A 23,069-nucleotide genomic window follows, 5' to 3' on the forward strand; every position below is an offset into this window, starting at 1 on the left:
CATATTCAGAAGCATAAATATCGGCGGTGTTACCAATCTGCACACCCACCTTCTTGTGGGCCAAGTCAGAAACCTTGTGCACGCGGTTTGCCAAGGCATCATCACCACCAGCCGAGCAGCCCATAAAAGCCACAGAAGAAATGGCCAAGGCAAGGGCCACCACCATCTTAAAAGCGTTACGAACCATAATCCGATTCCTATGAAAAAATAACGCCTCAAATATAAGTAATAAGAACAGTCTTCTTTATTTATTTGATGGACGTATAATTTAAAAACGCTAACAAGAATAAAAACATCCAAAAACATTTGGGAAAAAAACGTTTGTTTTCTACATTTGGTGCCGCTAAAAAGAAGGGACGCACTTATGGATCTGAACGAAGATGAAAAGTTTCAGCTAGAATGGATCATGAACCACCGCATGGAAGACAAGGACAAGGCTCGCCAGCAGGCAGAAGAAGCTGAGCTTGCCTCTCGCCCCCAGACCCGCGGCCCCCGCGGCAAGAAAATGCGCCGCAGCCCCTCCAGCTGGGATCTTCCCGTCCCCGAAGACGAAATCGACCTCCACGGAATGACCTCCGACGAAGCAGCAGCAGCCGTAGAGCGCCGCATCGATGACCTGCTCATTGCCGGTCTCAGCGTCCTCCGAGTCATCCACGGCGGCGGAAACCCCGAATACGGCAACGTCAAGCATATTATCGACCGCAAGGCCCGTTCCGAATGGAGCAACCGCATTACCCTCTACAAGGTAGAACCCGACAACGCCGGATCCAGCATCATAAAACTAGGCAAACCCACCCCAAAACTCAACTCAAAAGGCAAGCCCAGGGCAAAAAAATGATTTTTTTACCCTAAACCCCTTTAAAAAGTTCCTGACACATTCTATATTTGGTCTCACCAAAACGGAATATAGCTCAGTCTGGTAGAGCGCTTGCTTCGGGAGCAAGAGGTCGTGAGTTCGAATCTCGCTATTCCGACTAGAACGAAGAAGACCACTCAAAGAGTGGTCTTCTTCGTTTTTATGGCCGAGGTGAAGCGTCAGAGGCTACGAAGTAGCCTCATCTCGCGCCGTTCAGTTAGCAGTCCACCCCTACTTCACGCATCTCACAGAAAATCCGAATTCCTTGGGTTTGCTCATATACCCAAAGGCCATGCTCTTGCTGGTCAGATACCACACACGGGCACTCCCCGGAGCAATCCCTTCCAGCTTATCGTCGCTGCTCCAGAAAAAGGCAAACTTCATCATATTGCCATAAGTCTCATCGTCAAAACGATTCCCCGCCGGCATGGCACTAAACTTTAGAGTATCGTTCCCATTGGTATCGCCATTCCAGCCGTAATCCGTCTTTAGCAGGTAGCCTGCGTTAAAGTCGGCACCGGCCGCAGTCCACAAGCTTTCAAAATCTTCATGAGTTGGCAGACGGAAGCCTGCGGGGCAGGCCTTCTGAGCAGCCTCCCAAGTATACAAGCGTCCATAAGCCATGCACTGATCTTCTTCATCCTTGTAGCAGAAACTGCCCTCGGTCTTAAAATTCAGGTTGTCGGCCATCCATACGCGGTTATCCACCGTAATGGTGCGGTAGCTCTGCTTATCCCGCTTATCCTTGATTTCATTTTTCTTTGCCTTTGGGGCGGCAAAAGATGTTCCCACAAGCATAAGGCAAATCACGCCTACGACAAATCCACGAAATTTCATACTGAACCTTAAAAAATTAGACTTTCAAGTCCCTCAAATTTACCTAATAAAACAGCACCTGGCTTCCGGCGCTTCCTTATTTCCAAAACGTCTTTCGGGATTGGGGCAATGCTGTTCCGAGCCGTCGGGCAAAATCCACAATTCTTCTGCAAAGGGGCAAGTTCCCGCCTCAAGAGAATATCCGCGGGCGTTCTCGCCAGAGGTCAAGGCAAATACACTACCCTCGTTTCTCAGCGAACTCCCGCACATTCTGCAGCAATTTAAAATGTATTCCCGCAGTTCGCCTACACTCCGGTCCAGCTCAAATTCACGCCGCAACAGAACATCGGCCTCACTCAGGAAAACCACCATATTCCACTTGATCCGTTCAACGCCAATAACGGTCGCCCAGGCAATCAATTCGGGAATCATCATCAGATTTTTTCGATGTAAAGTCACCTGAATCGAAACGGAGGCCGCCTTAGGCAAGCCCTGCCGAATTTTCAACAGACGTTCCACATTCCGCTTCCAGCCATCAAAGCATTCCGAAGCAAGACTGCTAACCTTGATATCGCTGCAACCCTGCAGCAAGCGGATCATGTTGGCGTTTTCATTCCACATTCCAGGAAAGGTCCCGTTTGTGGTCAAGTTCATGGGCACCCCCAGGGAACCGCACAATTCCAGCAGGTCCTCAAAGCGGGAATAAAGCAAGGGCTCGCCCATGGTGCTGGGAATTACTTCTCGTAAAATCCGTTTGCCGTTTTCATCCTGCGTCAACCCATATTTTTCAATGGCCGCCTTGGCCACGTCAAAAGGCATCTCCCCGGTAATTCCAGAAATTTCACCGAAGGTCGCCCTCCGCTGATACAGGAAACACAGGGGGCAGCGCAAATTGCAGACGTCCGGATTAGTCAGCAGGGTTATGCGACGAACGGCAACCAAGGCTGAATCCTAGCGGTTTTCCCTAAGGTACTTGATAGCAGCCATTGCAGCGCGAGCGCCTTCGCCCACAGCCACAGAAACCTGCAAGATGCCGCCGGTGCAATCGCCAGCCGCATAAAGCCCAGGAATCGTGGTCTGCAGATCTTCGTCCAGCACAAGCTTGCCCTGGTCAAAAGCGGCGCCAGCCTTCAAAGCCAGATCCGTCGCATTGGCACTTCCCAGCGCAACGAACAAGCCGTCAAATTCAGCGGTGGAGTCATCGTCAAAAACGACACCCTTAAAGGAACCTTCTCCAGTTAGACCTTTCAATTTGCGGTCAACCACCTTCACATTTTCAGGGAAGTTTGCCGTCAGGGGAACCCCATTGGTCAGAAGGGTCACGGAATTCACCACGTTCAAAAGTTCCATGGTTTCGTGCAGGGCATACTCGCCGCTTCCCATGACAGCCACGTTTTTCTGTCTGTAGAAAAAGGCATCGCACACTGCGCAATAGCTTACGCCATGGCCTTCCATTTCGGCCATTCCCGGCAGGGGCTGTTTCTTGCGGGCAGCGCCTGTGGCCATGATACAGACCTTTCCGTGATACTCGCCGTTCAAGCCCGTGGCCACAAATTCGGAACCGTTGAACATCAGGTCGGTCACTTCATCTTCGGCAATTTTGGCACCCAGATCCAGCGCCTGTTTTTTACCAACCTGGAGCAATTCTTCACCGGTCAGAGGTTTCTCCAAACCGTAATAATTTTGTATCAAATGAGCCTTTCCAAGGGCCCCACTATCCTTACCCACCAGTTGAACATCCAGACCTGCACGCAGGGCATACAGGGAAGCGGACACACCAGCCGGGCCATAACCCAAAATCAATACATCAGACATAATACCTCTCATTTTTCTATCCATAATTTATTTATTTTGAAATAAAGTTTTTGTTTTACTTCAGTAGGATAGGACGATGGAACGTAATAAACCTAGAGACATGTTTGTAGAGGCAGGCTACGGCCCAAACTTTGCAAGGCAGCTTATACAGAATGCCTATAGCAAGCTCTTTGAAGGCGATCCCATTGACGAACGAATCTGCTTCGACGCTTCCGACGACATGAGTTACATCATCGACATCGGACACGACGATATCCGCTCCGAAGGTATGGGTTACGGCATGTTCATTGCCGCACTCACCGGTCACGAAAAACAGTTCGACAAACTGTGGAACTTCACCAAACGTTACGTCCGAAACAACAGCGGTCCCCACGTCGGTTATTTCTCATGGCAGCTGTCCACCATGAACTTCGGCATGATCGACCCCGGTTCCTCCCCCAGCGCAGAACAGTATTTCGCCATTTCACTTTTGATCGCCGCCGAAAAATTCGGACGCCCCGACCTTAAGGATGAAGCCGTCGACTTGATCAACTGGCTCATTCACAAACCCCATTGCGAAAACGTGGGCCCCATCATCGACCCGAACCAGAAGATGATTCGCTTCTCTCCGGTAGACGGAAACGACTTTACCAATCCCAGCTACCACGCCCCCGCTTTCTACCAGGCTTTTGCCGAGGCCTCTGGCGACGACACCTGGCTGACCATCGCTGAAAACAGCCGACAGTTCCTCAAGAAGGCCGCCCACTTTGAAACAGGCCTCTATGCCGACTACACCGAATACGACGGAACACCGGTATCCAAGCCCTGGCATACCGAAGCCAACTGCTACAGCGGCGACGCCTGGCGTGCCGCGTTGAATTTGAGCCTAGACTATGCGCTGTTCAATGGCGATCCAAGCGAAAAGGACATTTGCGAACGCCAGCTGTTCTACTTCGAAAGCAGGAGACCTTACCTGTCCGACTACGCAGTCGACGGCGGAGACTACCCTCGTCGCGGTCGCCCTGCCACCCCAGGTCTAATTGCCATGAATGCGGCCGCCACTCAAGTTCTCAATTCCGGCGATTCCCTGATCAAGCCCTTTGTAAAAGACTTGGCAGCCCTGTCCGTCCCCTTTAGATTTTGGCGTTACTACGACGGCATGCTCTACATGATTGGCCTGTTGGCCACCGCCGGAAAAATTTCATTTTAAGAAAGAGAAAAATCGAGACAAGTAAAAATCAAACAAAAAAAAGGGAGTTAGAATGAACATCAAGAGAATCGCTTGCGTTGCAATCGCTTCGGCACTCTTTTCCATTGGCCTTACAGCATGTGGTGACGACATCCGCGTAGAGAAATATCCTAGCGGTAAGGTTCGCACCGAAACCACCTACGTCAACGACAAGAAGCAGGGACCAGAAAGAGAATTCTACGAGAACGGCAACCTCAAGCGCGAAGTCAGTTACGTCAACGACCGCAAGCAGGGCATTTCAAAGGAATACTACGACGACGGCTCCCTGCAGGCCGAATACAACTACGAAGACGGCTATATCGATGGTATGGTTGTACGTTACCACAAGAACGGAAACGTATCGTCCAAGGCCGAATACAAACAAAATAAGCAAGTTGCATTCGGGGAATACTTTAACGAAAAAGGCGAACCTCTCACAAGCGGAAGCTATAAGGATCCTCGTGATGGTTACGCCTACGAATGGATTCGCATCGGTTCTCAGCTCTGGGTTGCCGAAAACATGAACTACGCAACAGCCAGCGGTTCCGTCTGCGCCCAATGCAATCATTGGGGCCGCCTCTACAATTTCGAAAACGCCAAGAAGGCATGCCTTGATGGCTTCCACCTCCCCACCAAGGAAGAATGGAACATCCTGTTGACCTACGCCGGCACCGGCAGCAAGGTTGGCACCGCCCTTAAGGCTGGCTACGGCTGGGATCCGCTGAAGGGTACCGGCATCTACGGCAACGGCAAGGACGAGCTGGGATTCGGCGCCAAGGCTGGTGGCGGACATTTCGCCAAGAGCGACGTTCCCATGAAGGATCGCAAGTTCGAAGGAGCCGGTCAAAAGGCTTACTTCTGGGTTTCTAACGGCGAAGTGGTGGTTCTCTTCCACGACAAGGATACCGCCAAGTTCGAAAAGTTCAACCCCGAACACGGCGCAAGCCTCCGTTGCATCAAGGATTAAACCTAACGAAATTCCTGAAACGATTTTTACTCCTGGATTTATCCAGGAGTTTTTTTTGACACTAAAATGTCAATTTGAAAATTTAGATTTTGAAAGAACGTTACAAGGAGGATCGTCTTTATGGAAATTGCAGCAATCATCATCGGCTTAATCATCGGTGTATTCCTGGGAATAACCATCGGGATCTTGATTTCAAAAAGTAAGCAGGCGGTCCTGCAAACCAAATTGGAAGCAGCCCATCAGCTGAGAATGCAATCCCTTCAAGATCAGCAGATCCGATTCGACGAAACCATCGCCAAAGTCCAGGAACAGCTTAAATCCACCACCAACGAAATGCTGAAACAGCGCCAAAAGGAATTCTCAGAATCTAGCGGCCAAAGCATAGAACAGATCGTCACCCCCCTCAAGGAATCCATCAAAAAGATGGAGCAGGCCATGAATAATTCCGCCAGGGAACAGTTTCAGCTGGGAGGAATTCTAAAGAATCAAATCGAGAACGCCATAAAAATGAGCGAATCTGCAAAGGCAAGCGCCGAAGAACTGAGCCGGGTTTTCAAGCACGATTCCAAGATTCAGGGCGACTGGGGCGAAACCGTCCTCAGCAATCTTCTGGATGGACAGGGTGCCCATTACGACACACAGGAAACCCTCCGCGACGCCCAGGGTAATCTCATCAAGACTGAAGATGGCCGCAGTTTACGCCCCGATGTCATCCTCCATCTCGATCACAAGCGAGACGTCATTATCGACTCCAAGGTTTCCATGACCGCCTTCATGAATTACGTCAACGCAGAAACCGATGATGAGCGCAACGCAGCCCTTACAGCCCACATCGCAAGCCTCAAGAAACATGTAGACGAATTGGCCAAGAAGGATTATTCCTCCTACGTCAAACCGCCCAAGGTAAAAATGGACTATGTCATCATGTTTGTCCCTCATTCCGCAGCCCTGTGGACCGCATTGAACGCCTCCCCCACCCTCTGGAGCGAAGCCATGGCCAAGCGGGTCTACATCGTTGACGAACAGACTCTCTACGCCGCCCTCCGTATCATTGACCTGACCTGGACTCAAATCGCCCAGGCTCAGAATCACGAAAAGGTCTACGAACTAGCCAACGAAATGATCGATCGCGTAGGTCAGTTCATGAAAAAATACCAAGCCCTGGGAAGCGCATTGGCTAATGCACAAAAGGCATTTGATGATGGCGAAAAGAAGCTGGCTCCAACAGGTCAGAGCGTTCTTACCACATGCGGAAAACTCATCAAGCTAGGGGCAAAGCAAAGCGAAAAGAACCCCATCCCGGAGCTGGTAGACATAGAAGACGCCCTAACAGAAATCCAATAAAAAAAAGAAACCCTCGATCAAATGTCGAAGGTTTCTTTTTGCAATTAGAAATTACGCGATGTATTCCTGCATGTAATTTCTGTAGCCGGAGGTTTTATCCCTCTGACGAACGACAGAAATTACGTTGTGTACTCAGCGTTGATCTTCACATAGTCATAGCTCAAGTCGCAAGTAAATGCGCTGGCGCTTGCATGACCAATGTTCAGTACCAAAGTCACCTTGTATTCGCGCTGACGGACAACAGCGTGGAGTGCATCCTGCTTTTCCTTAGACAGAATCACCGGACGGCCACCATCCAGAACCTGGACGTCACCGAAGAACAGGTCGGTATGTTCTGCAATCATGTTGCAGCCGCTGGAACCAGCAGAGCTCAGGATACGGCCCCAGTTGGGGTCTTCACCGAACATGGCGCACTTGGCCAGGTTGCTGGTACCGATGAAACGAGCCATCTTCAAAGCTTCTTCGTGAGATTCAGCCTTTTCGATGCAAAGTTCAATAAGCTTGGTAGCACCTTCACCGTCGCGGACAATGTCCTTTGCCAGGGACTTCATCACCAGCATCAGAGCGGCGCGGAATTCACCCTGTTCAGAAAGGGAAAGATCTTCGTACTTGAGACCGCTCATGCCGTTTGCCAGCATAATGCAAGTATCGTTGGTGCTGGTATCGCCGTCAACGGTAATGGCGTTGAAGGAGTCTGCAATGTTTGCACGGAATTCAGCAAAGAAATCAATGGGCAGAGCCAAGTCAGTGGTAATGAAAGCCAGCATGGTAGCCATGTTGGGGTGAATCATGCCACTACCCTTGCAAGCACCGCCGATAGTCACCACACCCTTTTCGGTCTGGATTTCAACGGCATGGGACTTCAGAGCAAGGTCGGTAGTCAAAATAGCACGGCCAAATTCTTCGGAAGCATCAGCATGAAGACCTTCAACCAGGCGAGGAATACCGGCTTCAATCTTATCCATGGGCATCAGGTGGCCAATGACACCAGTACTGCAGACAAGAACGCTCTTGGGAGTGAGCTTCAGAGCTTCTTCGGTAAGGGTAGCCATGCGTTCTGCATCAGCCAGACCCTGTTCACCAGTACAGGCGTTGGCGTTACCGCTGTTCACAATAACAGCAGTAGCAAAGTGAGCATGTTCCAGTGCAGCCTTATCGTACTGAACCGGAGCGGCCTTCACCTTATTGGTTGTGAAAACTGCAAAGCAACGGGCAGCCTTTTCGCTCTTGAGCAGGGCCATATCCGCATTGCCGCTAGCCTTGATGCCAGCGCAAATACCAGAAGCGGTAAAGCCCTTGGGGGAGCAGACGCCGCCTTTTTCCAACACAGTGTACATAGTGTCTCCTATTGTTTTTACGCGCTAAATATACAACAAAAAAAGCGACTAAACTAGACCTTTCCTAGCATTGCCCCCTAAAAAAATTCTAATTTAAGGCCATGGCAAAAACACCCTGTACTCAAGAAACATACGACAAGCTGGTTGAACGTTACAATTTCCTTAAAAAGACGGAACGTCCCCGCGTTGTCGACGAAATGGAAGAAGCCCGCAAGCAGGGCGACCTGAGCGAAAACGCAGAATATCACGCCGCCAAGGAAATGCTGGCACATATCGATTCTGAACTTCCCAGACTGGAACAGCAGATTGCTGATTCCATCATCATCGAATTTGATGCGAACTCCGACACCGTCCGTTTTGGCGCCACCGTTACCGCAAAGAACCTGGCAACCAAGAAGGAAGTCGCCTACCAGCTGGTAAGCCCCGAAGGCGTCGACCCCATGAACGGCAAGATCAGCTTCAAGAGCCCCATGGGTTCCGCATTCATGGGCAAGAAGAAGGGCGACATCGTCGAAGTCGTTACCCCCAAGGGTAAGAACCGTTTCGAAATAGTCGACTTCAAGTAAGCGCTATGATTGTAGCCCTCATCGGCAAAGACCAGTTTTCCAAGGACCAGCAGGTAGAACAATTCCTGCAGGATGCCCTTGGCGAAAACAAGGATGACCCGCTGTCTAAGCAGGTCGTGTTCGCTACCGATACCAACATATCCTCTGTAGCAAACGTCATCATGGAATGCTGCGGTACGGTGTCTATGTTCGCACCGGAACAGGCCGTCGTTGTCCGCAACGCCGAAGCCATGAAAGCCGATGACACAAAGACTTTGGCCCGCTGGCTGAAAGACGCTCCCGAGTGCAAGCTGTTGCTTGACTTTGGCGAACTCAAGGCCAGCACAGAACTTTACAAGGTTCTTGCCAAGGTGGGCAAAGTCGAAAAGTACGAAGAACCCAAGCAGTACAATATGCAGAAGTGGATCGCTACAATGGTTCCGGCCCACTTCAAGAAGCCTATTGAACCCGCTGCAAGCCAGTATCTGGCCGACGCCCTTGGCACCAACACCAAGCTAGTTAGCGAAGAACTGGAAAAGGTTCTGCTGTACCAACCGGATTGCACCAAGATCACATACGATCTCGTAAAACTGCTAATCATGCCCCAACGAGAAATTCCGCCCTATGAGTTGCAGAATTTCTTTGGAATGCGAGACGCCAACGGTTACACTAAAAAGCTCCACGAAATCCTCTACGGCGGAGGCGATGCCATCCAGGTCGTCAACTCCCTTTACAAGCATGCCGTGGACCTTCTGAACTTCATGTCCCTTACCGCAAAAGGCATGAGCCAGGCAGAAGCAGCCCAGGCCATCGGCAAGAACGAATACGTTTTCGTAAAGCAGGGGAACGCCGCTGCCTGCTGCACCCGATGGGGCAAGGCCAACCTCTGCAGAGCCATCCGCAGACTGGCAGACCTGAGCTACGAATTCAAGAGTTCCAGCTGGACCGTTATCAGCCAGGAACTGGCCTTGGCCGCCCTGGTCGTCCGTTAAGCTACACTCAGTTTAACGTCCTAATTCCGCAATAACTTCCCACATTTTTTAAGCAAAAAGGCTCCGCAAAAGCGGAGCCTCTGTCATACTGTTTTACAAGGCGTTATTCCCAGTCATCTTCATCTGCAGGAGCCGGAGCTTCAGGAGCAGAAGCCGGTTCGTCCATCAGAGATTCTTCGACCGGTTCATCCACAACAGTTTCTACCGGAGAGGGCTGAGGAGCGCTCTGCTGAGCTGCGGGAGCGGCCTGCGGCTGGGCAGGAGCTTCAGCAGGCTGAGCCTGAGGAGCGGGCTGAACCACCGGCTGTGCTACGGGAGCGGGCTGGGCGGCCGGCTGTGCAGCAGGAGCTGCCTGAGGAGCCTGAGACAGATCCACATTGCCAATGTAGTTGCGAATGATTCTCGGAGTAACGAAGATTACCAGGTCCTTCTTCACGACGGACTTACGAGAATACTTGAAGAGGTTACCCAGCAGCGGAATATCCTTCAGGAACGGAATACCACGTTCAGATTCCTGAGTTTCGTTACGGGTCAAACCACCGATTACCACAGTTTCACCGTCAGCCACAACGACCTTGGTTTCAGCTTCCTGGGTGCTAATCACAACTTCACCCTTGGAGTCATAATCGTAGGAGTTGTTTTCGGGATGGAGGTCAAGCAAAATGCGGTTGTCGCCAGAAACGTGAGGAGTAACAGTCAGCTTGATACCAGTTTCCACCATCTGGGTAGAAGATTCACCGCTGTTATCGATAACGCGGATAGAAACCTTATCACCCATGAAGACCTTAGCTTCGGTATTATCCAAGGTAGAAACCTGGGGGCTAGCGAGAACTTCGGTAGAAGCGTCACCCATAAGGTTGCTGATTGCAATCTGGAGGTTATTATCCAAGAGGCTAGCAGTAATAGCACCGGAACCAGAACCCACAGCCGGAGAAGAACCGTTGGGGAAAGACTGGATAACGGCACTGGTACGAGAAGCACCGGCAGCACTACCAGTTGCAGCGGCAGCGGTACCCGGAGTAAGAGCGGTGTTACCCATGGTAGCAGTCCAGTCCACACCAAGTTCGCGGGCCTTTTCGCTGTTCACCACGACCAGCTTAGCGGTAATCATGATCTGCAGGGTTTCAACATCAAGTTCTTCCAGAGCCTTTTCCATCTGATCAATCTTGGTATCGGTATCGTAGACGATAATGGAATTGGTACGTTCGACCGTGGTAATACGGCCACGGTTAGACTTCATGCTTTCAAGCACCTTGACCAGTTCGTCAGCCTTGGCATGATGAACCTGGAAGTTCTTTCGGACCAGAGGAGCATTCTGTTCAGCCTGAGCTTCTTCATCGGCAATCTTCTTCTGTTTTGCCTGATAGGTAGCCAAGCGCTGAATGGTAATGTACTTATCCTGAATGACCCAGGTCAGATCATTCATGCTGCAGATAATGTCCAGAGTTTCCTGCCAAGTCTTCTTGGTGACGCGAAGGCTTGTCTTACCCTTTACATCGGGAGCCAGCAAAATGTCCACACCGGCAATAACGGAAACAGAACGGAATATGGCTTCATAGTCCATGTTCACGAAATTGAAATCATACAATTTCTTGTTCGGAGCAACAGAACCTTCGGCAGGGGCACTCCAAGATGTTGCGATACCGGCAACAAGAAGAAGAACAGTCAGAATTTTTGTCAACTTTTTCATTACTATTTACCCCCAAACTTATCGGGAAGGCCCATGGAGTAGCGACGGCTCACCCCGAATTCCTGAATCAGGAAGAGAACGTCAGTTTGTGTAATTTTCAAGACTTTACCATTAAGGATCTTATCGCCTTCCTTAATAGTGTAGGAAATAGCAGGATTCTTGGTTTCAACAAGAATTGCCATCGGAACGTCAGATTCCCAAATAATACCAACCAGTTCAACCTGGTCAATATTGATACCTTCTTCTACAAGGCCCTTAATTTCGACGAAGGGATCTCGACGACCAAAGGAGCTATAGGTAACGCGATCTTCATACAGACCATCAAGCTGGCTACCAGGAACAGTACCGGGATTTTCACCATCACTGCCACGATCCTTATCGACCTGCTTAAGACGCTCCATCTGTACAGCAGACAGTTCATCAAAGAAACTTACTGCACGGCGGTTCACATAACCGATACGATTACCGAACTGCACCTTGCGATACAGACCAGTCATATCCAGGCTAACCAGGCGGTCACCAAAAATGAGACGCTGAAGAACCTGAGCATTTTCGTTAGGTGCAGCGTAGAATTCAATTTCATCGGCAACAACGATCAATTCGCGAACGACAGGACGAAGGTGGAATGTCTGGGAACCAGAAACAATCTTCTTGCTATCCTTTTCCAGCTTCTTCACGAAAGTTTCAAAGTTAGGCTTTTCTTCGTTGGCCTTCATCCAGTCACGAATGAAGATACCTGTGGGCTGAGCAGACCAGAAGATAAATCCATCCTTCTTGACAGCAGTTTCAGCAGCCTGAAGAATCAAGGCGCCATCCTGCACCAATACCACCGGGTTCACACCAGTCTGCAACTGAATCTTGATGCCATTAGCACCCCAGGTAACGGACTTCACCAGGGAACCGGCACCAATCTTGAACACAGGGGATTTCTGAGGACCAGGCAGTCCAACGGTAATGGCGAAAGCCTTGTCCGGATTAGAAACGTTCTTGATATTGATCGGAGTTTCGGTAACCAGACGGAACTGTTCCATACCCGAACCAATCAAGACGGTCATTTCCTTGATGCCAGGGAGAAGGGCAGATATTGCACCGCCTTCCTTAATAGCCTTGTCCAGCAGTTTCTGCTGTTCGGCAACAAGCTTTTCCTGTTCCTTGGCAGCCTTTTCGGCAGCCTTCTTGTCAAGGAGAGCCTGCTTTTCGGCAGCCTTCTTTTCTTCGGCAAGACGCTTCTTTTCTTCAAGGGCGGCCTTAGCAGCAGCCTTCTTATCCAAGGCGGCCTGCTTTTCAGCGGCCTTTCTTTCGGCAAGAGTCATCTTCTCGTTGGCCTTCTTCTCGTCAGCCAAGCGCTTCTTTTCTTCAAGGGCAGCCTTTTCTGCAGCTTTCTTGTCAAGAGCGGCCTGCTTGTCTGCAGCCTTCTTACGTTCAGCAAAAAGCTTAGACAGAACCCAGGACTTACCGCCCTTATTCTTGAACTTAACCAGGAAGCTGGACTTGTCCAGAGAAATATCGTTCTTGTCAGAAGAAATGGAATTACCAACAGAAAGTTCAATTTTCAAGAAATTGGTTCCGCGGAAATTCTCTCTGTACACACGCATGGCCTTCACGAACTTGGAATCGGCATCCACATCGTAGGTACCTTCACCAAGGGCAAAGCTCGTTTCAGAAAAACCAAAAGTCAGTTTCTTGCCGGCAGCATCATACTTCTGATAAAACGTCGGCAGATTCTTGTCGGATGCAAAGGCAAATACCATCTGGCAGCCCTTACCATCGCAAGCAAAACGAACATCCTTAATCTGCGCAGCATAACTAGCCGCAGCGGCTACTAGGAACAAAACAAGGAATTTCAGCTTCATCATCTTCCCACCTTCTTGGATGTATAAGTGGTCAGGTTAAAAGACACGGACATGGTAATAGGAGTCCAGCCATGGGATTCAGCCTTTTGGATTTCCGCAGCAATTCCAGAATAGCGATTCAATCTCAGGTTAGTGATTGTCGTAGGATAGTTGAAGTTTGCAATCTCCGCAAACAGGTATCCCAACATATGATAACCCGAGTTGACAGCGATGGAATAACGGTTCTCGATATAATGTTCTCGTTCAGAACGGCCTTCCGGATTAAACTTCTGAATCTGGACGCCAGAACTGCGGAGCACAGAATACAGATCCTGCAGTCGGAGAGGGACCTTTTCCTCTTCGGGGAACATTTCCTTCAGCTTTTCAAAATCCTTTTCTGCCTGGACAAGCATCATTTCCAATTCCTGGACACGATGCCTCTTGGCATTGATTTTGTCTAGTTCGGACTGGGCTGTGTTCAATTCGCTTTCAAGGTTACTACGATCCTTGACAAACGGATTCCACACGTAGTCATAGACATAATACCCGGCCAAAAGCAAAATTGCAATAATCGCAATGGCGTATATGTTCTTTTTATCTTTAAAATCAATATTACCCATACTAGCCCTCCCCTGCGCCAAGGTTTCTATTCAAGACAACCTTGATAGTAAAGTTATAGGCTTCTTCACCATCTACCTTAGTGGTAGAAATAGTCACCAGGGAAACATTCTGGACACTGACCTGCTTTTCCAACTTTACCATGTATTCGGCAACTTCAGAAAAGTCATAAGTCATACCCTTCATTTCGAGGTCATATTCACCCATCTGACCAATACTGGTCACCCACATGTTGGGCGGCAAGACAGAGGAGATGTTCTCGAAAAGAACGATCCAGCGTTTTTTGCTAACCTGAATAGACTTCAGTGCGTTGATTTTCGTGTTGACGACACCCTGCTTTTGTTCAAGATCGCTGATCTTTGTAAGCAACGGACGTTCACGTTCAACTTCGCTCTTGACTCTAGCAACTTCACTCTGCAAGGCAGTTATCGTTTCGGTAGTAAACGTGTAAAGCATGCCAATACACACAAATGCTGCGATCAGGAGCAACGTCGGCCAGATAACACGTCGGTCGGTCAGCCAAGTGAAATCTTTCTGCTTCTTGCGATATTCCGGAGGAAGCAAGTTAATAGAAATGGCCAAGGCATTTCTTGTGGGTTCTTTTTTCTTAGACGCCATTAGAACTTCCTCATAGCCAAGCCCAACGCAGGAGCATAGATGTTAGACAACGCAACCGAAATACCGTTCGCTCCAAAAATCTTGGCATCGCATTCAGCCAGTCGGAAAGGATTAACGGTATCGGTTTCTACACCAGAACGTTCAGCAACAAATTCTTTAAGGCCCGGAATAGCGGCACCGCCGCCACCCAGTAATATTTTATTCAAAGACTTAGAATCTTCAGAAGAAGAGAAGTAACGAATACCGATCTCGATCTGGGCCATCAGGTCTTCGTAGGCAAGTTTCAGGGCAGCTTCCACTTCGGCTTCAGAGAATCCATCCACAATAGCCAGATCGCCCTTGTCAAAAATTTCGTGGCACTTTTCAGCATCGATATCCAGGTTCATGCAAGTCTTGCTGATCACCATGTCCAGCGAACCGCCGGCCATGGAACGCATTGAATGGAACTTGCCATCCTGGAAGAATGCCACACTCATTTTCTTTTCGCCGATATTGAAGATTGCCACGGTAGACTCGGCATCGGCAGGATTCATCGTAACGGTATAGGCATTCAGGAGGCCGAAAATATCCACATCCATAGCGGAAAGCTTTACGCCCTTTCGAATAAAGAACTTTGCCCAGGAGTCCAGAAGTCCGCTCTTGGCTGCAACGACGTTCGCCTTGACATCTTCATTTTCACGGGAATAGACTTCGTAGTCAATCACGTTATCCTGATCATCGAAGGGCGGACGGGACTGTGCAGTCTGAAGAATAATGGCGGCTTCATTACCGTTCTTGGGAACCTTGGCAGACAAATGGTCAACCAGCACGCCACCGGCACCGGCACCGCAATTCACAGAAACGACAACATCACAGGAATCGTCGATAGGATGACGCAGCAAAAGCTTGTTCAAGGCTTCGCCAACGCCCTTCGCGCCAGAATTCGATTCATTCTTTTCGGCGGATTCGGCATTTTCTTCTGCCGCGACAATTTCGCCATTGACGATAGCACCATCCGGCACCCGTTCTAGGTCGGCATCCACCACAATCTTGCCACCGCGAGAATTGTGCAAGACTTTGACCAGTTTGATGCTGTAATGGCCAACATCAATCCCGACAGTCTCGCGCTCACCGCGAATTTTTGCAATCAGTCCTAAAGCCAAAATAAACTCCGATTGGAAACAATACCTTGTAAATTCTACCTTTATAAGAGGTAAATGTCAAGCAGCTTTTCAGCTAACTCATTGAAAATTAAGTAGTTACGCACTCTTTTCTGCATTCTCCGACTCTTTTTTCAACTTATTTACCTCAAACAGATACTGGAGAACCCTCTCCTGGGTCCAACCAAAAGCACCTGTAAAGGATGCCGTTAAACAGTTATATTCCGGATAATCCTTGTTCCGACGTCCCAAATTACGTCTTATCTCCACATCCACAATTTCTTCGCCAAAGCTAGGCAGGTCAAACCTTAGACGCACCTGCTGGCCCGAAAAACAGTCAGAAGGAAGGCCCAACATAATACCACCAGCAGACAAATCCAAGAGCATTCCGCCACAAGCAGTACCGTCAAGGAAAGTCGCCTCAACAGGAATCTCAACCGGTTCACGAGCCCAACGACGAAGCTGTTTCTTATCGAGCACAGACGAGTGAGGTAGAATCAATCGCCCGGGAATACAGGAGCGCACCACCAGGTTGGTCGAGTAAACGGCATCATCGGGCCTAGTCCAACGGACCAGGACTTCTCTTTCAACAAAGTATTCCGCAGGGCCGCAACTACCATCGTAAGAAATAGCCCAATCTCGTTCATTCCTTGCAACAATCATGGAATGCTTGAACACCGACCCTTCTTCAAGATAAAGATCGATGCGGTCGCCAACATTAAACTGTCTTGTAGAACAAACTTGCGTCAATGAATTCGACGCCGTAAAATCCATTTTTTTTCGAATGCTTTCTACGGCGGCTACAGTTTCATCGCGAACGGTAAACACATCACGAAAGTCATAGAAATTCGTTACCGCAGCTTCAAAAAGTCCAGACGAATTAAGAACCGCATCCTTATTTTCAAAGGATGAAGCTCTAACCAGTTTCTCTAAAGTCCGGCGCTCCTTGTCTGTGAGTCCAAAGGCTTTCACCTTTTCATCGAACTCATTCGCCCCGAAAATTTCTTCGTTTTCTCGGCGATAATTGATGCGATGGATTTCCAACAGCACCAACAAGATAAGCACCAGGACTACGACAAACGCAATCCAGACTAATTGAATCGGTAAAATCATTCAGTCCACACACCACCGATGTAGGAGCCGATGATAGTCGCAGGAACTTCCTTGCCAAGGAGCGGCGTGTTGCAGACATGGCCAGCAATTTCAGAAGCCTTCACCACGTGAGACTTTTCGGAAAGTACAACCAAGTTCACACGCTTTGCGTCCGGTTCTACGCCAGCAATCTTTGCCGGAGCGGTAGAAAGAAGTTCAATAGTCTTAGCTTCTCCAAGACGGGCCACCAGTTCCTTCCAGATGGCGGGCAGGGCCACTTCCAGAGAAACGGCGCCAGGCAGGGAATCTTCGAAGTTCACATCCTTATCCTGATGGAGGATCGGAGTGTGATTCATGCTGATGGCGTTAACGGTACCGTCGGCAAGACCAGCCCACAGGGCTTCGCGGTCTGTGGCGGCGCGGAACGGCGGCAGCACATGGTAAGCAGAATCCAGAGTAGTCAGGATGGAATCGTCAAACATCAGATGATAGATGTTCACGTCGCAGGTTACGTCGATGCCCTTCTTACGAGCGTCGCGGATCAGGTCCAGAGTTTCGCCGCAAGTCACCTGCTTGAAGTGAACGGGAACCTGCAGGAAGCGGGCCAGTTCCAGAACGGTGTAAGCGGAAATGGTTTCTGCAATACGGGGAATGCCCTTCATGCCAAGCATGTCGGAGTAAGCCCCTTCGTGAACGCAACCGCTCTTGCGCAAAGTCTTGTCCATGGGCTGGAAGAAGAAACGCTTGCCGGTCATCTTGCCGTATTCCATGGCGAGACGCATAAAGCGGGTAGACGGAATGCTTGCGTTACCATCGCCGAAGCCAGCCACGCCACATACATCCAGTTCTTCGGAACCTTCAGCCAGTTCCATCATTTCAGCCAAATGATCGCTGCCGAATTCAACGCTATAGGCGCCAAGAACAGCAAACTTCAGGTCCTTGCCTGCCAGACGGTTTTCAAGAGCGGCCAGCTTTTCGCTGTCATCCACCGGGTTGGCAGCACTTTCATAGAGGGCTCCGTAGAAGCCACCCTTACGCATAGCATTGATACCATCCTTGATGGTATAGACGTCATCGCGGAGCGGTTCCTGGAAATCCACACCCAGAGCAAACAGGGCGGGAATGGCAAGAGCGCCTTCGCAATCCACAACAGCGGCAGGTTCACTTGCGTTATCGAAATAATTCTTGTCGGCAAGATAGCCATCGGCAATGGCCACCTTATCGTTCATCACGAACTGCTTGCCGTCCCACATGCGGACGTTCTTCAAAACAACATTATTCATAACATTAGGCTTGTTCATTTGCGCGACCTCCAGCCAACAGGAAGAGTACGGCCATACGGACAGCAACGCCGTTGGTCACCTGATCAAGAATTACGGAATGTTCACCATCGGCGATGTCGGAATCCAGTTCCACGCCACGATTGATGGGACCCGGATGCATAATGATCACCTTGTCCTTACAGCAGGCAAGAACTTCTTCCGTGATACCGAAGAAGTTGCGGTATTCACGCATGCTGGGGAGAAGAGCGTCATCCATACGTTCCTTCTGGAGACGCAGGGCGATAACAGCATCGGCATCCTGAACAGCCTTCTTTACGTCAGTTTCCCAGCTGACGGAGCCAGCCAGTTCGGGATACTGGAGAAGTTCAGTATTGCGGGGAACCAGAGTGGAAGGACCGCAAAGGGTGACATGGGCACCCATGGTGGTCATACCCCAAATGTTGGAACGGGCCACACGGCTATGGCGGATATCACCGATAATCGCCACCTTCTTGCCTTCAAGTGTACCCAGCTTTTCTTCGATGGTCAACATGTCCAGCAAGCCCTGTGTGGGATGTTCGTGGGCGCCATCGCCAGCATTCACGACAATTGCATTGCTATGGTCTGCCAGGAACTTGGGAACGCCAGTACCCTTATGACGGACAACCACGATATCGATCTTCATGGATTCGATATTGCGGAGGGTGTCCACCAGAGTTTCACCCTTCTTCACACTGGAGCTTGCAGTAGTGAAGTTCACAGTGTCAGCGGACAGACGCTTTTCGGCCAACTCAAAACTGGTGCGGGTACGGGTGCTGTTTTCGAAGAACAGGTTCACCACGGTAAGACCGCGAAGGCTGGGCACCTTCTTGACGGGGCGTTCCAGAATTTCACGGAACTGTTTTGCATTATCCAAAATGGTGCGAATGTCCTGCTTGGACACGCCCTGGAGCCCGAACAAATGCTTGATTTGCAAAGCGCTCACTTTAAGCCTCCACTTCTACGAGAGTAACAGAATTTTCTTGGTCAATAGGTTCAATCTTTACGCGGACTTCCTGATTCTGGGCGGTTTCCACAGCCAGGCCCACGCAATCCGGAGCAATGGGAAGTTCACGGTGGCCGCGGTCCACCAGCACACAGAGACGAATTGCAGCAGGACGACCCAGGTCCAGAATGGCACGCATGGCAGCCAAGGTAGACCTGCCAGTATAAAGAACATCGTCTACCAGGATAACGGTCTTGCCTTCCACGGAGGCAGGCATTTCGGTAACGCGCATTTCGGTGGAAACGTGGTTGCGGAAATGGAAGTCATCACGGTAGAAAGTAGCGTCCAGGCTACCGAATGCGACAGGGCTACCAAACTTGGCATCCAGACGGGCCTTCAGCTTCTTGGCCAGGGGAATGCCACGACTAGCCATACCGAGAATCACCAGATTGTCGGCGGCAGGATGGATCTTTGCGATCTTTGCAGCCATCTCGTCCAGGGCAAATTCCATGGCCTGGGCAGACAGCAGTTCACGAATAATCTTGCAGTTGTCTTTCATATTCTGGTACGAGGTCGATCGCTTCGCTCCCTCTGAGGTTTGAGGTCGCTCGCGAGGCTCGCTTTGAGGTTACTTTTTTCATGAAATTAGCATTTTCGTGAGGTTTTGGCGGGTTTTATAAGAGAAAGTAGGGATAAAAACAATCCTAGACAAGGCACACGCAATTTTACCTGCATTTTGCGTCGGTTTGCTTGAATTTATACTTGCATTTTCAGTCATTTTATTTAATTTTATACTTGCACTTTGCGTCATCATTTTTTCATTGAAAAGGATTAAAATGCTCAAAAGAAAAGCCTACAGCGCTCTCCTAGAATGGAAAAACACCTGCCAAGGTTCAACGGCCATGCTAGTCAACGGAGCTAGGCGTGTGGGCAAAAGTTTCCTTATCAAGGAATTCGTCAAAAACGAGTATAAATCCCACATTTTCATTGATTTTTCCAACGCGCCCAAAAGCGTCATTGACATTTTTGAACATAACACCGACGATTTCAACCTTTTCTTTAGCAAGCTTTCTGTCATCTATGGCGTTCAGTTATTTGAGCGACAGTCCGCTTTTGTATTTGACGAAGTACAATTTTACCCTAGAGCCAGGCAAATGATCAAGCACCTTGTTGCAGACGGCAGATACGACTATTTGGAAAGCGGTTCCCTGATTTCGCTTAGGCAAAATGTCAAAGACATTCTCATCCCTTCCGAAGAGGATTCCATCAATTTGTACCCTATGGATTTTGAGGAATTCCTTTGGGCCGATGGTGACGAGGTCAGCTACCCATTCTTAAAGATGTGCTTTGAAAAGCGGATGCCGCTAGGGCCCGCCCTTCACAGAAAAATGCTTAACAGATTTCAAGAGTACATGTTGGTTGGCGGTATGCCGCAATCAGTCCTCGCCTATCAAGAAACCCATGACTTTGCCAAGGTTGACTCCATAAAAAGAAAAATTCTAAAACTTTATCGCGATGACGTTCCAAAATTCGCCAAGGGCTACGAATCAAAGGTTCTTTCTGTCTTTGACAACATTCCCGGGCAGCTTTCTAAAAAGGAAAAACGTTACAAATTTGCAAGCCTCAAGCAAAATAGTCGTTTCAAGACCTACGAAAATGCATTTATCTGGCTCAACGAGGCTATGATAGCGAACTCTTGTTTCAACGCAACAGACCCCAATGTAGGCCTTGCCTTAAGCGCAGATGTGGCAACTCAAAAATGCTACATGGCGGACACTGGTTTACTAGTTACACAGACCTTCATGGAAAAGTCTTATACAAGCAACGAGTTATATCGGGCAATCCTTTTCGACAAGCTGGATATAAACGAAGGCATGCTCATGGAAAACATCGTTGCGCAAATGCTTGTCGCAAACGGACACAAACTTTACTTTTATTCAAGATCAGATTCCGCAAACCGAAAAAACAACATCGAAATCGATTTTCTGCTTAGAACCCAAATTGGTCTCAAGGAAAAGATCTGCCCCATCGAGGTCAAGTCCGGCAGTTACAAGCAGCATGTTTCCCTGGACAAGTTCTGGGGCAAGTTCCACAAGAACCTAACTCCCCCCTACATCCTGTACACCAAGGATCTTGAAGTCCGCAAAACGGACTACGGAGAAATCTTACACCTGCCGCTATATATGGCAGGATTGATTTAACAAAACAACTTTTGTACCAACAACACGCAACATATTGCGCATTCATTGACAAAGCCTGTGCGTTTTTGTATTTTGAAGCCAAATTAAGCAATATATTGCACATTATGGACGAAATTTTTGAAAATTTGCAAAAACGGCGGGAGTCCCTTGGGTTAAGCCAGAGGGATCTTTCGGAAATGTCCGGAGTTTCACTGCGGACCATCAACGCCATCGAAAACGGCGGCGCAAACCCGTCCATCGAGGTACTTTGCAAGCTTGCGGAACAGCTGGGATTGAAACTTTCCTTAACAGAGAGAGTCGTCAATGGTTAAGCAGGCATCGGTTTTCTACAACGGCTTTCTAGCCGGGGCCTTGACCAAGACTAGGGACAGTTTCATTTTCACTTACGACGAAATCTACCTTGCGTCCAGGCGCCCTGCCATTGCACTGACATTGCCTAAGCGACAGGAGCCTTACAAGTCCAAAGAGCTTTTCCCGTTTTTTGAGGGTTTGCTGCCTGAGGGCGAAAACCGCAAACTTTACTGCATGTCCTTGAAGATAGACCCCAGGGATTCCTACAGGCTGTTGCTGAAACTTGCGGGAAAGGAAACCATCGGCGCCATCACCGTGATGGAGGACGTATGACAGGCGCCACCCCCCCCACCATGCAGAACCGTTGCCACAGCTGTCTCAAGGAGACACCGCGAGATTTTTGCCCTGCCTGCGCCAAGCGGCTCTTTGGCGTAAAGAAGTTTAACGCCACGCTGGATTTTTCCTTACCCGAAATCAAGTCCAACAAAGGTTCCATTCGTAGGATTTCCATTTCTGGCGCACAGCCCAAGTTTTCGCTAATGGTGAACGAAGGCCGGCTGGAGCCTACCGAAAATGGCGGCACCTTCATCTTAAAGCCCGCGGTAGAAGGACTGTTCGACAACACAAAAGACATGCCCGCCAACGAGCACCTGACCATGCAAATGGCCCGACAGATTTTCAAGATTGACGCAGCAGACAATGCGCTAGTTTATCTTAAAGACGGCACACCCGCCTACATCACCAAGCGATTCGATGTTCTACCCGACGGCAACAGGATCTGCCAGGAAGACTTTGCCCAGGTGGCAGACCTTACCCCAGGCGAAAAAGGTTCCAACTACAAGTACGACTTTAGCTATCAGCAAATTGCCGACCTGATGAAGCAATACGTAAGCACCTACCCTACCGATGTGGAAAAATACTTCAGGCTGGTTCTGTTCAACTATCTGGTCTGTAACGGCGACGCCCACGTCAAGAACTTTTCCGTCTACTCCCCAAATGCGGATGGGGTTTACAAACTGACTCCCGCCTACGATTTGCTGAACACATCATTGCACGTTCAAGAACTCGGCCGAACCGCATTGGAACTGTTCAGCGAAAACGCTGCTGCAGATTATTCCCGCGATGATTCCGGCGCGGACTTTGAAACGGAATTTTTCAAGGCCAACGGTTTTTACGGCAAGCCGGACTTTATGGAACTGGCCCGCCGCATCGGCATCAAGGAAATCCGGGCAGAACACTTCATTGCAGAAACTTGCAGCCATTTTAGGGAAATGGACGCAATGATAGACCGAAGTTATCTAAGCAAGCCAAGTAAGGCGTTGTTCAAGGCACAGGTGAGAGACCGAGCAAAGGCCCTGGAGATGGGGTGAAAAATCGCAGCCGTTCCGCGATAACGAGAAAGTATTGTGTCTTATCCTGAAAAAAGTTGACACTATACAAAAAGGCAGGTATAGTGCAAATG

The 23,069-nt window shown here is 49.4% G+C and carries 23 protein-coding genes, 1 tRNA gene and 1 pseudogene; 11 read left to right on the forward strand and 14 right to left on the reverse strand.

The features are described 5' to 3' along the window. Positions 1-187, reverse strand: a pseudogene (locus tag B7992_RS14240) (amino acid ABC transporter permease); the annotation flags it as partial. Between the two features lie 177 nt (positions 188-364). Here B7992_RS14240 and B7992_RS14245 point away from each other — a divergent pair. Both B7992_RS14245 and B7992_RS14250 read left to right on the forward strand, forming a co-directional pair. Then, a complete protein-coding gene (locus B7992_RS14245; protein ID WP_073156378.1) occupies positions 365-838 on the forward strand; it encodes a Smr/MutS family protein in 474 nt (157 codons plus the stop codon). A gap of 62 nt (positions 839-900) precedes the next feature. Continuing rightward, positions 901-974 (forward strand) — tRNA-Pro (locus B7992_RS14250). A gap of 113 nt (positions 975-1,087) precedes the next feature. On the opposite strand, the gene B7992_RS14255 is transcribed toward B7992_RS14250, so the two are convergent. Genes B7992_RS14255 through B7992_RS14265 form a run of 3 tightly spaced genes read right to left on the reverse strand, consistent with a single transcriptional unit; the run spans position 1,088 to position 3,487 of the window. Continuing rightward, a complete protein-coding gene (locus B7992_RS14255) occupies positions 1,088-1,693 on the reverse strand; it encodes a fibrobacter succinogenes major paralogous domain-containing protein (protein ID WP_073156375.1) in 606 nt (201 codons plus the stop codon). A gap of 39 nt (positions 1,694-1,732) precedes the next feature. Beyond that, complete coding sequence (locus B7992_RS14260) at positions 1,733-2,614, reverse strand: radical SAM protein (protein ID WP_141100483.1); 882 nt, start codon at positions 2,612-2,614, stop codon at positions 1,733-1,735. A 9-nt stretch (positions 2,615-2,623) separates the two neighbouring features. After that, the gene (locus B7992_RS14265; protein WP_088666604.1) at positions 2,624-3,487 is read right to left on the reverse strand and encodes an NAD(P)/FAD-dependent oxidoreductase; all 864 of its coding nucleotides are present in this window, start codon (positions 3,485-3,487) and stop codon (positions 2,624-2,626) included. Between the two features lie 76 nt (positions 3,488-3,563). On the opposite strand from B7992_RS14265, the gene B7992_RS14270 reads away from it, so the two are divergent. The 3 genes from B7992_RS14270 (at position 3,564) to B7992_RS14280 (ending at position 7,005) form a co-directional block, all read left to right on the forward strand. After that, complete coding sequence (locus B7992_RS14270; protein ID WP_073156367.1) at positions 3,564-4,676, forward strand: glycosyl hydrolase family 8; 1,113 nt, start codon at positions 3,564-3,566, stop codon at positions 4,674-4,676. Positions 4,677-4,728: 52 nt separating this feature from the next. Continuing rightward, on the forward strand, positions 4,729-5,661 hold the full coding sequence (locus B7992_RS14275; protein ID WP_249269328.1) for an FISUMP domain-containing protein: 933 nt from the start codon (positions 4,729-4,731) through the stop codon (positions 5,659-5,661). Positions 5,662-5,781: 120 nt separating this feature from the next. Beyond that, on the forward strand, positions 5,782-7,005 hold the full coding sequence (locus B7992_RS14280) for a DNA recombination protein RmuC (protein ID WP_088666605.1): 1,224 nt from the start codon (positions 5,782-5,784) through the stop codon (positions 7,003-7,005). 119 nt (positions 7,006-7,124) lie between these two features. Here the strand turns inward: B7992_RS14280 and argJ are convergent, their stop codons facing one another. Continuing rightward, positions 7,125-8,342: a bifunctional glutamate N-acetyltransferase/amino-acid acetyltransferase ArgJ gene (argJ, locus tag B7992_RS14285; protein WP_073156364.1), complete on the reverse strand. Its 1,218-nt coding sequence runs from the start codon at positions 8,340-8,342 to the stop codon at positions 7,125-7,127. A gap of 101 nt (positions 8,343-8,443) precedes the next feature. On the opposite strand from argJ, the gene greA reads away from it, so the two are divergent. Both greA and holA read left to right on the forward strand, forming a co-directional pair. Beyond that, a complete protein-coding gene (gene greA, locus B7992_RS14290; protein WP_073156362.1) occupies positions 8,444-8,908 on the forward strand; it encodes a transcription elongation factor GreA in 465 nt (154 codons plus the stop codon). Positions 8,909-8,913: 5 nt separating this feature from the next. Beyond that, positions 8,914-9,879, forward strand: a complete 966-nt coding sequence (gene holA / locus B7992_RS14295; RefSeq protein WP_073156359.1) for a DNA polymerase III subunit delta — start codon at positions 8,914-8,916, stop codon at positions 9,877-9,879. A gap of 103 nt (positions 9,880-9,982) precedes the next feature. Here holA and B7992_RS14300 read toward each other — a convergent pair whose 3' ends face one another. From B7992_RS14300 to pyrR, 9 genes are all read right to left on the reverse strand, one after another. Further along, complete coding sequence (locus B7992_RS14300; RefSeq protein WP_254917725.1) at positions 9,983-11,569, reverse strand: secretin N-terminal domain-containing protein; 1,587 nt, start codon at positions 11,567-11,569, stop codon at positions 9,983-9,985. 2 nt (positions 11,570-11,571) lie between these two features. Beyond that, entirely contained in the window at positions 11,572-13,425 is a 1,854-nt protein-coding gene (locus tag B7992_RS14305; RefSeq protein WP_249505611.1) for a hypothetical protein, read from the reverse strand. Further along, positions 13,422-14,021 (reverse strand): type 4a pilus biogenesis protein PilO, encoded by a 600-nt coding sequence (locus B7992_RS14310; protein WP_073156357.1) that lies wholly within the window; start codon positions 14,019-14,021, stop codon positions 13,422-13,424. Before B7992_RS14310 ends, B7992_RS14305 begins: the two co-directional genes overlap by 4 nt. A 1-nt stretch (position 14,022) precedes the next feature. Next, entirely contained in the window at positions 14,023-14,637 is a 615-nt protein-coding gene (locus B7992_RS14315; protein ID WP_073156354.1) for a PilN domain-containing protein, read from the reverse strand. Next, entirely contained in the window at positions 14,637-15,779 is a 1,143-nt protein-coding gene (pilM, locus tag B7992_RS14320) for a pilus assembly protein PilM (RefSeq protein ID WP_073156351.1), read from the reverse strand. Before pilM ends, B7992_RS14315 begins: the two co-directional genes overlap by 1 nt. 96 nt (positions 15,780-15,875) lie before the next feature. After that, the gene (locus tag B7992_RS14325) at positions 15,876-16,889 is read right to left on the reverse strand and encodes a PilZ domain-containing protein (RefSeq protein WP_073156349.1); all 1,014 of its coding nucleotides are present in this window, start codon (positions 16,887-16,889) and stop codon (positions 15,876-15,878) included. Continuing rightward, entirely contained in the window at positions 16,886-18,169 is a 1,284-nt protein-coding gene (locus tag B7992_RS14330; protein WP_073283091.1) for a dihydroorotase, read from the reverse strand. Before B7992_RS14330 ends, B7992_RS14325 begins: the two co-directional genes overlap by 4 nt. Next, a complete protein-coding gene (locus B7992_RS14335) occupies positions 18,156-19,115 on the reverse strand; it encodes an aspartate carbamoyltransferase catalytic subunit (protein WP_073156343.1) in 960 nt (319 codons plus the stop codon). The genes B7992_RS14330 and B7992_RS14335 overlap by 14 nt, the downstream gene beginning before the upstream one ends. A gap of 1 nt (position 19,116) precedes the next feature. Continuing rightward, positions 19,117-19,674 (reverse strand): bifunctional pyr operon transcriptional regulator/uracil phosphoribosyltransferase PyrR, encoded by a 558-nt coding sequence (gene pyrR, locus B7992_RS14340; protein ID WP_073156341.1) that lies wholly within the window; start codon positions 19,672-19,674, stop codon positions 19,117-19,119. Between the two features lie 277 nt (positions 19,675-19,951). On the opposite strand from pyrR, the gene B7992_RS14345 reads away from it, so the two are divergent. The 4 genes from B7992_RS14345 (at position 19,952) to B7992_RS14360 (ending at position 22,977) form a co-directional block, all read left to right on the forward strand. After that, positions 19,952-21,316, forward strand: coding sequence for an ATP-binding protein (locus B7992_RS14345; protein ID WP_088666606.1), 1,365 nt, complete (start codon positions 19,952-19,954; stop codon positions 21,314-21,316). Between the two features lie 104 nt (positions 21,317-21,420). Beyond that, positions 21,421-21,627, forward strand: a complete 207-nt coding sequence (locus B7992_RS14350) for a helix-turn-helix transcriptional regulator (RefSeq protein WP_073156764.1) — start codon at positions 21,421-21,423, stop codon at positions 21,625-21,627. Continuing rightward, positions 21,620-21,940 (forward strand): HipA N-terminal domain-containing protein, encoded by a 321-nt coding sequence (locus B7992_RS14355; protein WP_073156338.1) that lies wholly within the window; start codon positions 21,620-21,622, stop codon positions 21,938-21,940. The genes B7992_RS14350 and B7992_RS14355 overlap by 8 nt, the downstream gene beginning before the upstream one ends. After that, complete coding sequence (locus tag B7992_RS14360) at positions 21,937-22,977, forward strand: HipA domain-containing protein (RefSeq protein ID WP_254917728.1); 1,041 nt, start codon at positions 21,937-21,939, stop codon at positions 22,975-22,977. The genes B7992_RS14355 and B7992_RS14360 overlap by 4 nt, the downstream gene beginning before the upstream one ends. Positions 22,978-23,069: the final 92 nt, after the last annotated feature.

The sequence above is a fragment of the Fibrobacter sp. UWH1 genome (genome assembly GCF_002210365.1).
In the GTDB taxonomy this organism is placed as follows: Bacteria; Fibrobacterota; Fibrobacteria; order Fibrobacterales; family Fibrobacteraceae; genus Fibrobacter.

What these genes read in the sequence shown, in the direction of transcription:
- B7992_RS14275 (WP_249269328.1), top strand. Translation starts at nt 4,729, where the DNA reads ATGAACATCAAGAGAATCGCTTGCGTTGCAATCGCTTCGGCACTCTTT.
- B7992_RS14345 (WP_088666606.1), top strand. Translation starts at nt 19,952, where the DNA reads ATGCTCAAAAGAAAAGCCTACAGCGCTCTCCTAGAATGGAAAAACACC.
- greA (WP_073156362.1), top strand. Translation starts at nt 8,444, where the DNA reads ATGGCAAAAACACCCTGTACTCAAGAAACATACGACAAGCTGGTTGAA.
- B7992_RS14315 (WP_073156354.1), bottom strand. Translation starts at nt 14,637, where the DNA reads ATGGCGTCTAAGAAAAAAGAACCCACAAGAAATGCCTTGGCCATTTCT.
- B7992_RS14245 (WP_073156378.1), top strand. Translation starts at nt 365, where the DNA reads ATGGATCTGAACGAAGATGAAAAGTTTCAGCTAGAATGGATCATGAAC.
- B7992_RS14355 (WP_073156338.1), top strand. Translation starts at nt 21,620, where the DNA reads ATGGTTAAGCAGGCATCGGTTTTCTACAACGGCTTTCTAGCCGGGGCC.
- B7992_RS14350 (WP_073156764.1), top strand. Translation starts at nt 21,421, where the DNA reads ATGGACGAAATTTTTGAAAATTTGCAAAAACGGCGGGAGTCCCTTGGG.
- pyrR (WP_073156341.1), bottom strand. Translation starts at nt 19,674, where the DNA reads ATGAAAGACAACTGCAAGATTATTCGTGAACTGCTGTCTGCCCAGGCC.
- B7992_RS14300 (WP_254917725.1), bottom strand. Translation starts at nt 11,569, where the DNA reads ATGAAAAAGTTGACAAAAATTCTGACTGTTCTTCTTCTTGTTGCCGGT.
- B7992_RS14310 (WP_073156357.1), bottom strand. Translation starts at nt 14,021, where the DNA reads ATGGGTAATATTGATTTTAAAGATAAAAAGAACATATACGCCATTGCG.
- B7992_RS14280 (WP_088666605.1), top strand. Translation starts at nt 5,782, where the DNA reads ATGGAAATTGCAGCAATCATCATCGGCTTAATCATCGGTGTATTCCTG.
- holA (WP_073156359.1), top strand. Translation starts at nt 8,914, where the DNA reads ATGATTGTAGCCCTCATCGGCAAAGACCAGTTTTCCAAGGACCAGCAG.
- B7992_RS14330 (WP_073283091.1), bottom strand. Translation starts at nt 18,169, where the DNA reads ATGAACAAGCCTAATGTTATGAATAATGTTGTTTTGAAGAACGTCCGC.
- B7992_RS14305 (WP_249505611.1), bottom strand. Translation starts at nt 13,425, where the DNA reads ATGATGAAGCTGAAATTCCTTGTTTTGTTCCTAGTAGCCGCTGCGGCT.
- B7992_RS14325 (WP_073156349.1), bottom strand. Translation starts at nt 16,889, where the DNA reads ATGATTTTACCGATTCAATTAGTCTGGATTGCGTTTGTCGTAGTCCTG.
- B7992_RS14265 (WP_088666604.1), bottom strand. Translation starts at nt 3,487, where the DNA reads ATGTCTGATGTATTGATTTTGGGTTATGGCCCGGCTGGTGTGTCCGCT.
- B7992_RS14270 (WP_073156367.1), top strand. Translation starts at nt 3,564, where the DNA reads ATGGAACGTAATAAACCTAGAGACATGTTTGTAGAGGCAGGCTACGGC.
- B7992_RS14255 (WP_073156375.1), bottom strand. Translation starts at nt 1,693, where the DNA reads ATGAAATTTCGTGGATTTGTCGTAGGCGTGATTTGCCTTATGCTTGTG.
- argJ (WP_073156364.1), bottom strand. Translation starts at nt 8,342, where the DNA reads ATGTACACTGTGTTGGAAAAAGGCGGCGTCTGCTCCCCCAAGGGCTTT.
- B7992_RS14360 (WP_254917728.1), top strand. Translation starts at nt 21,937, where the DNA reads ATGACAGGCGCCACCCCCCCCACCATGCAGAACCGTTGCCACAGCTGT.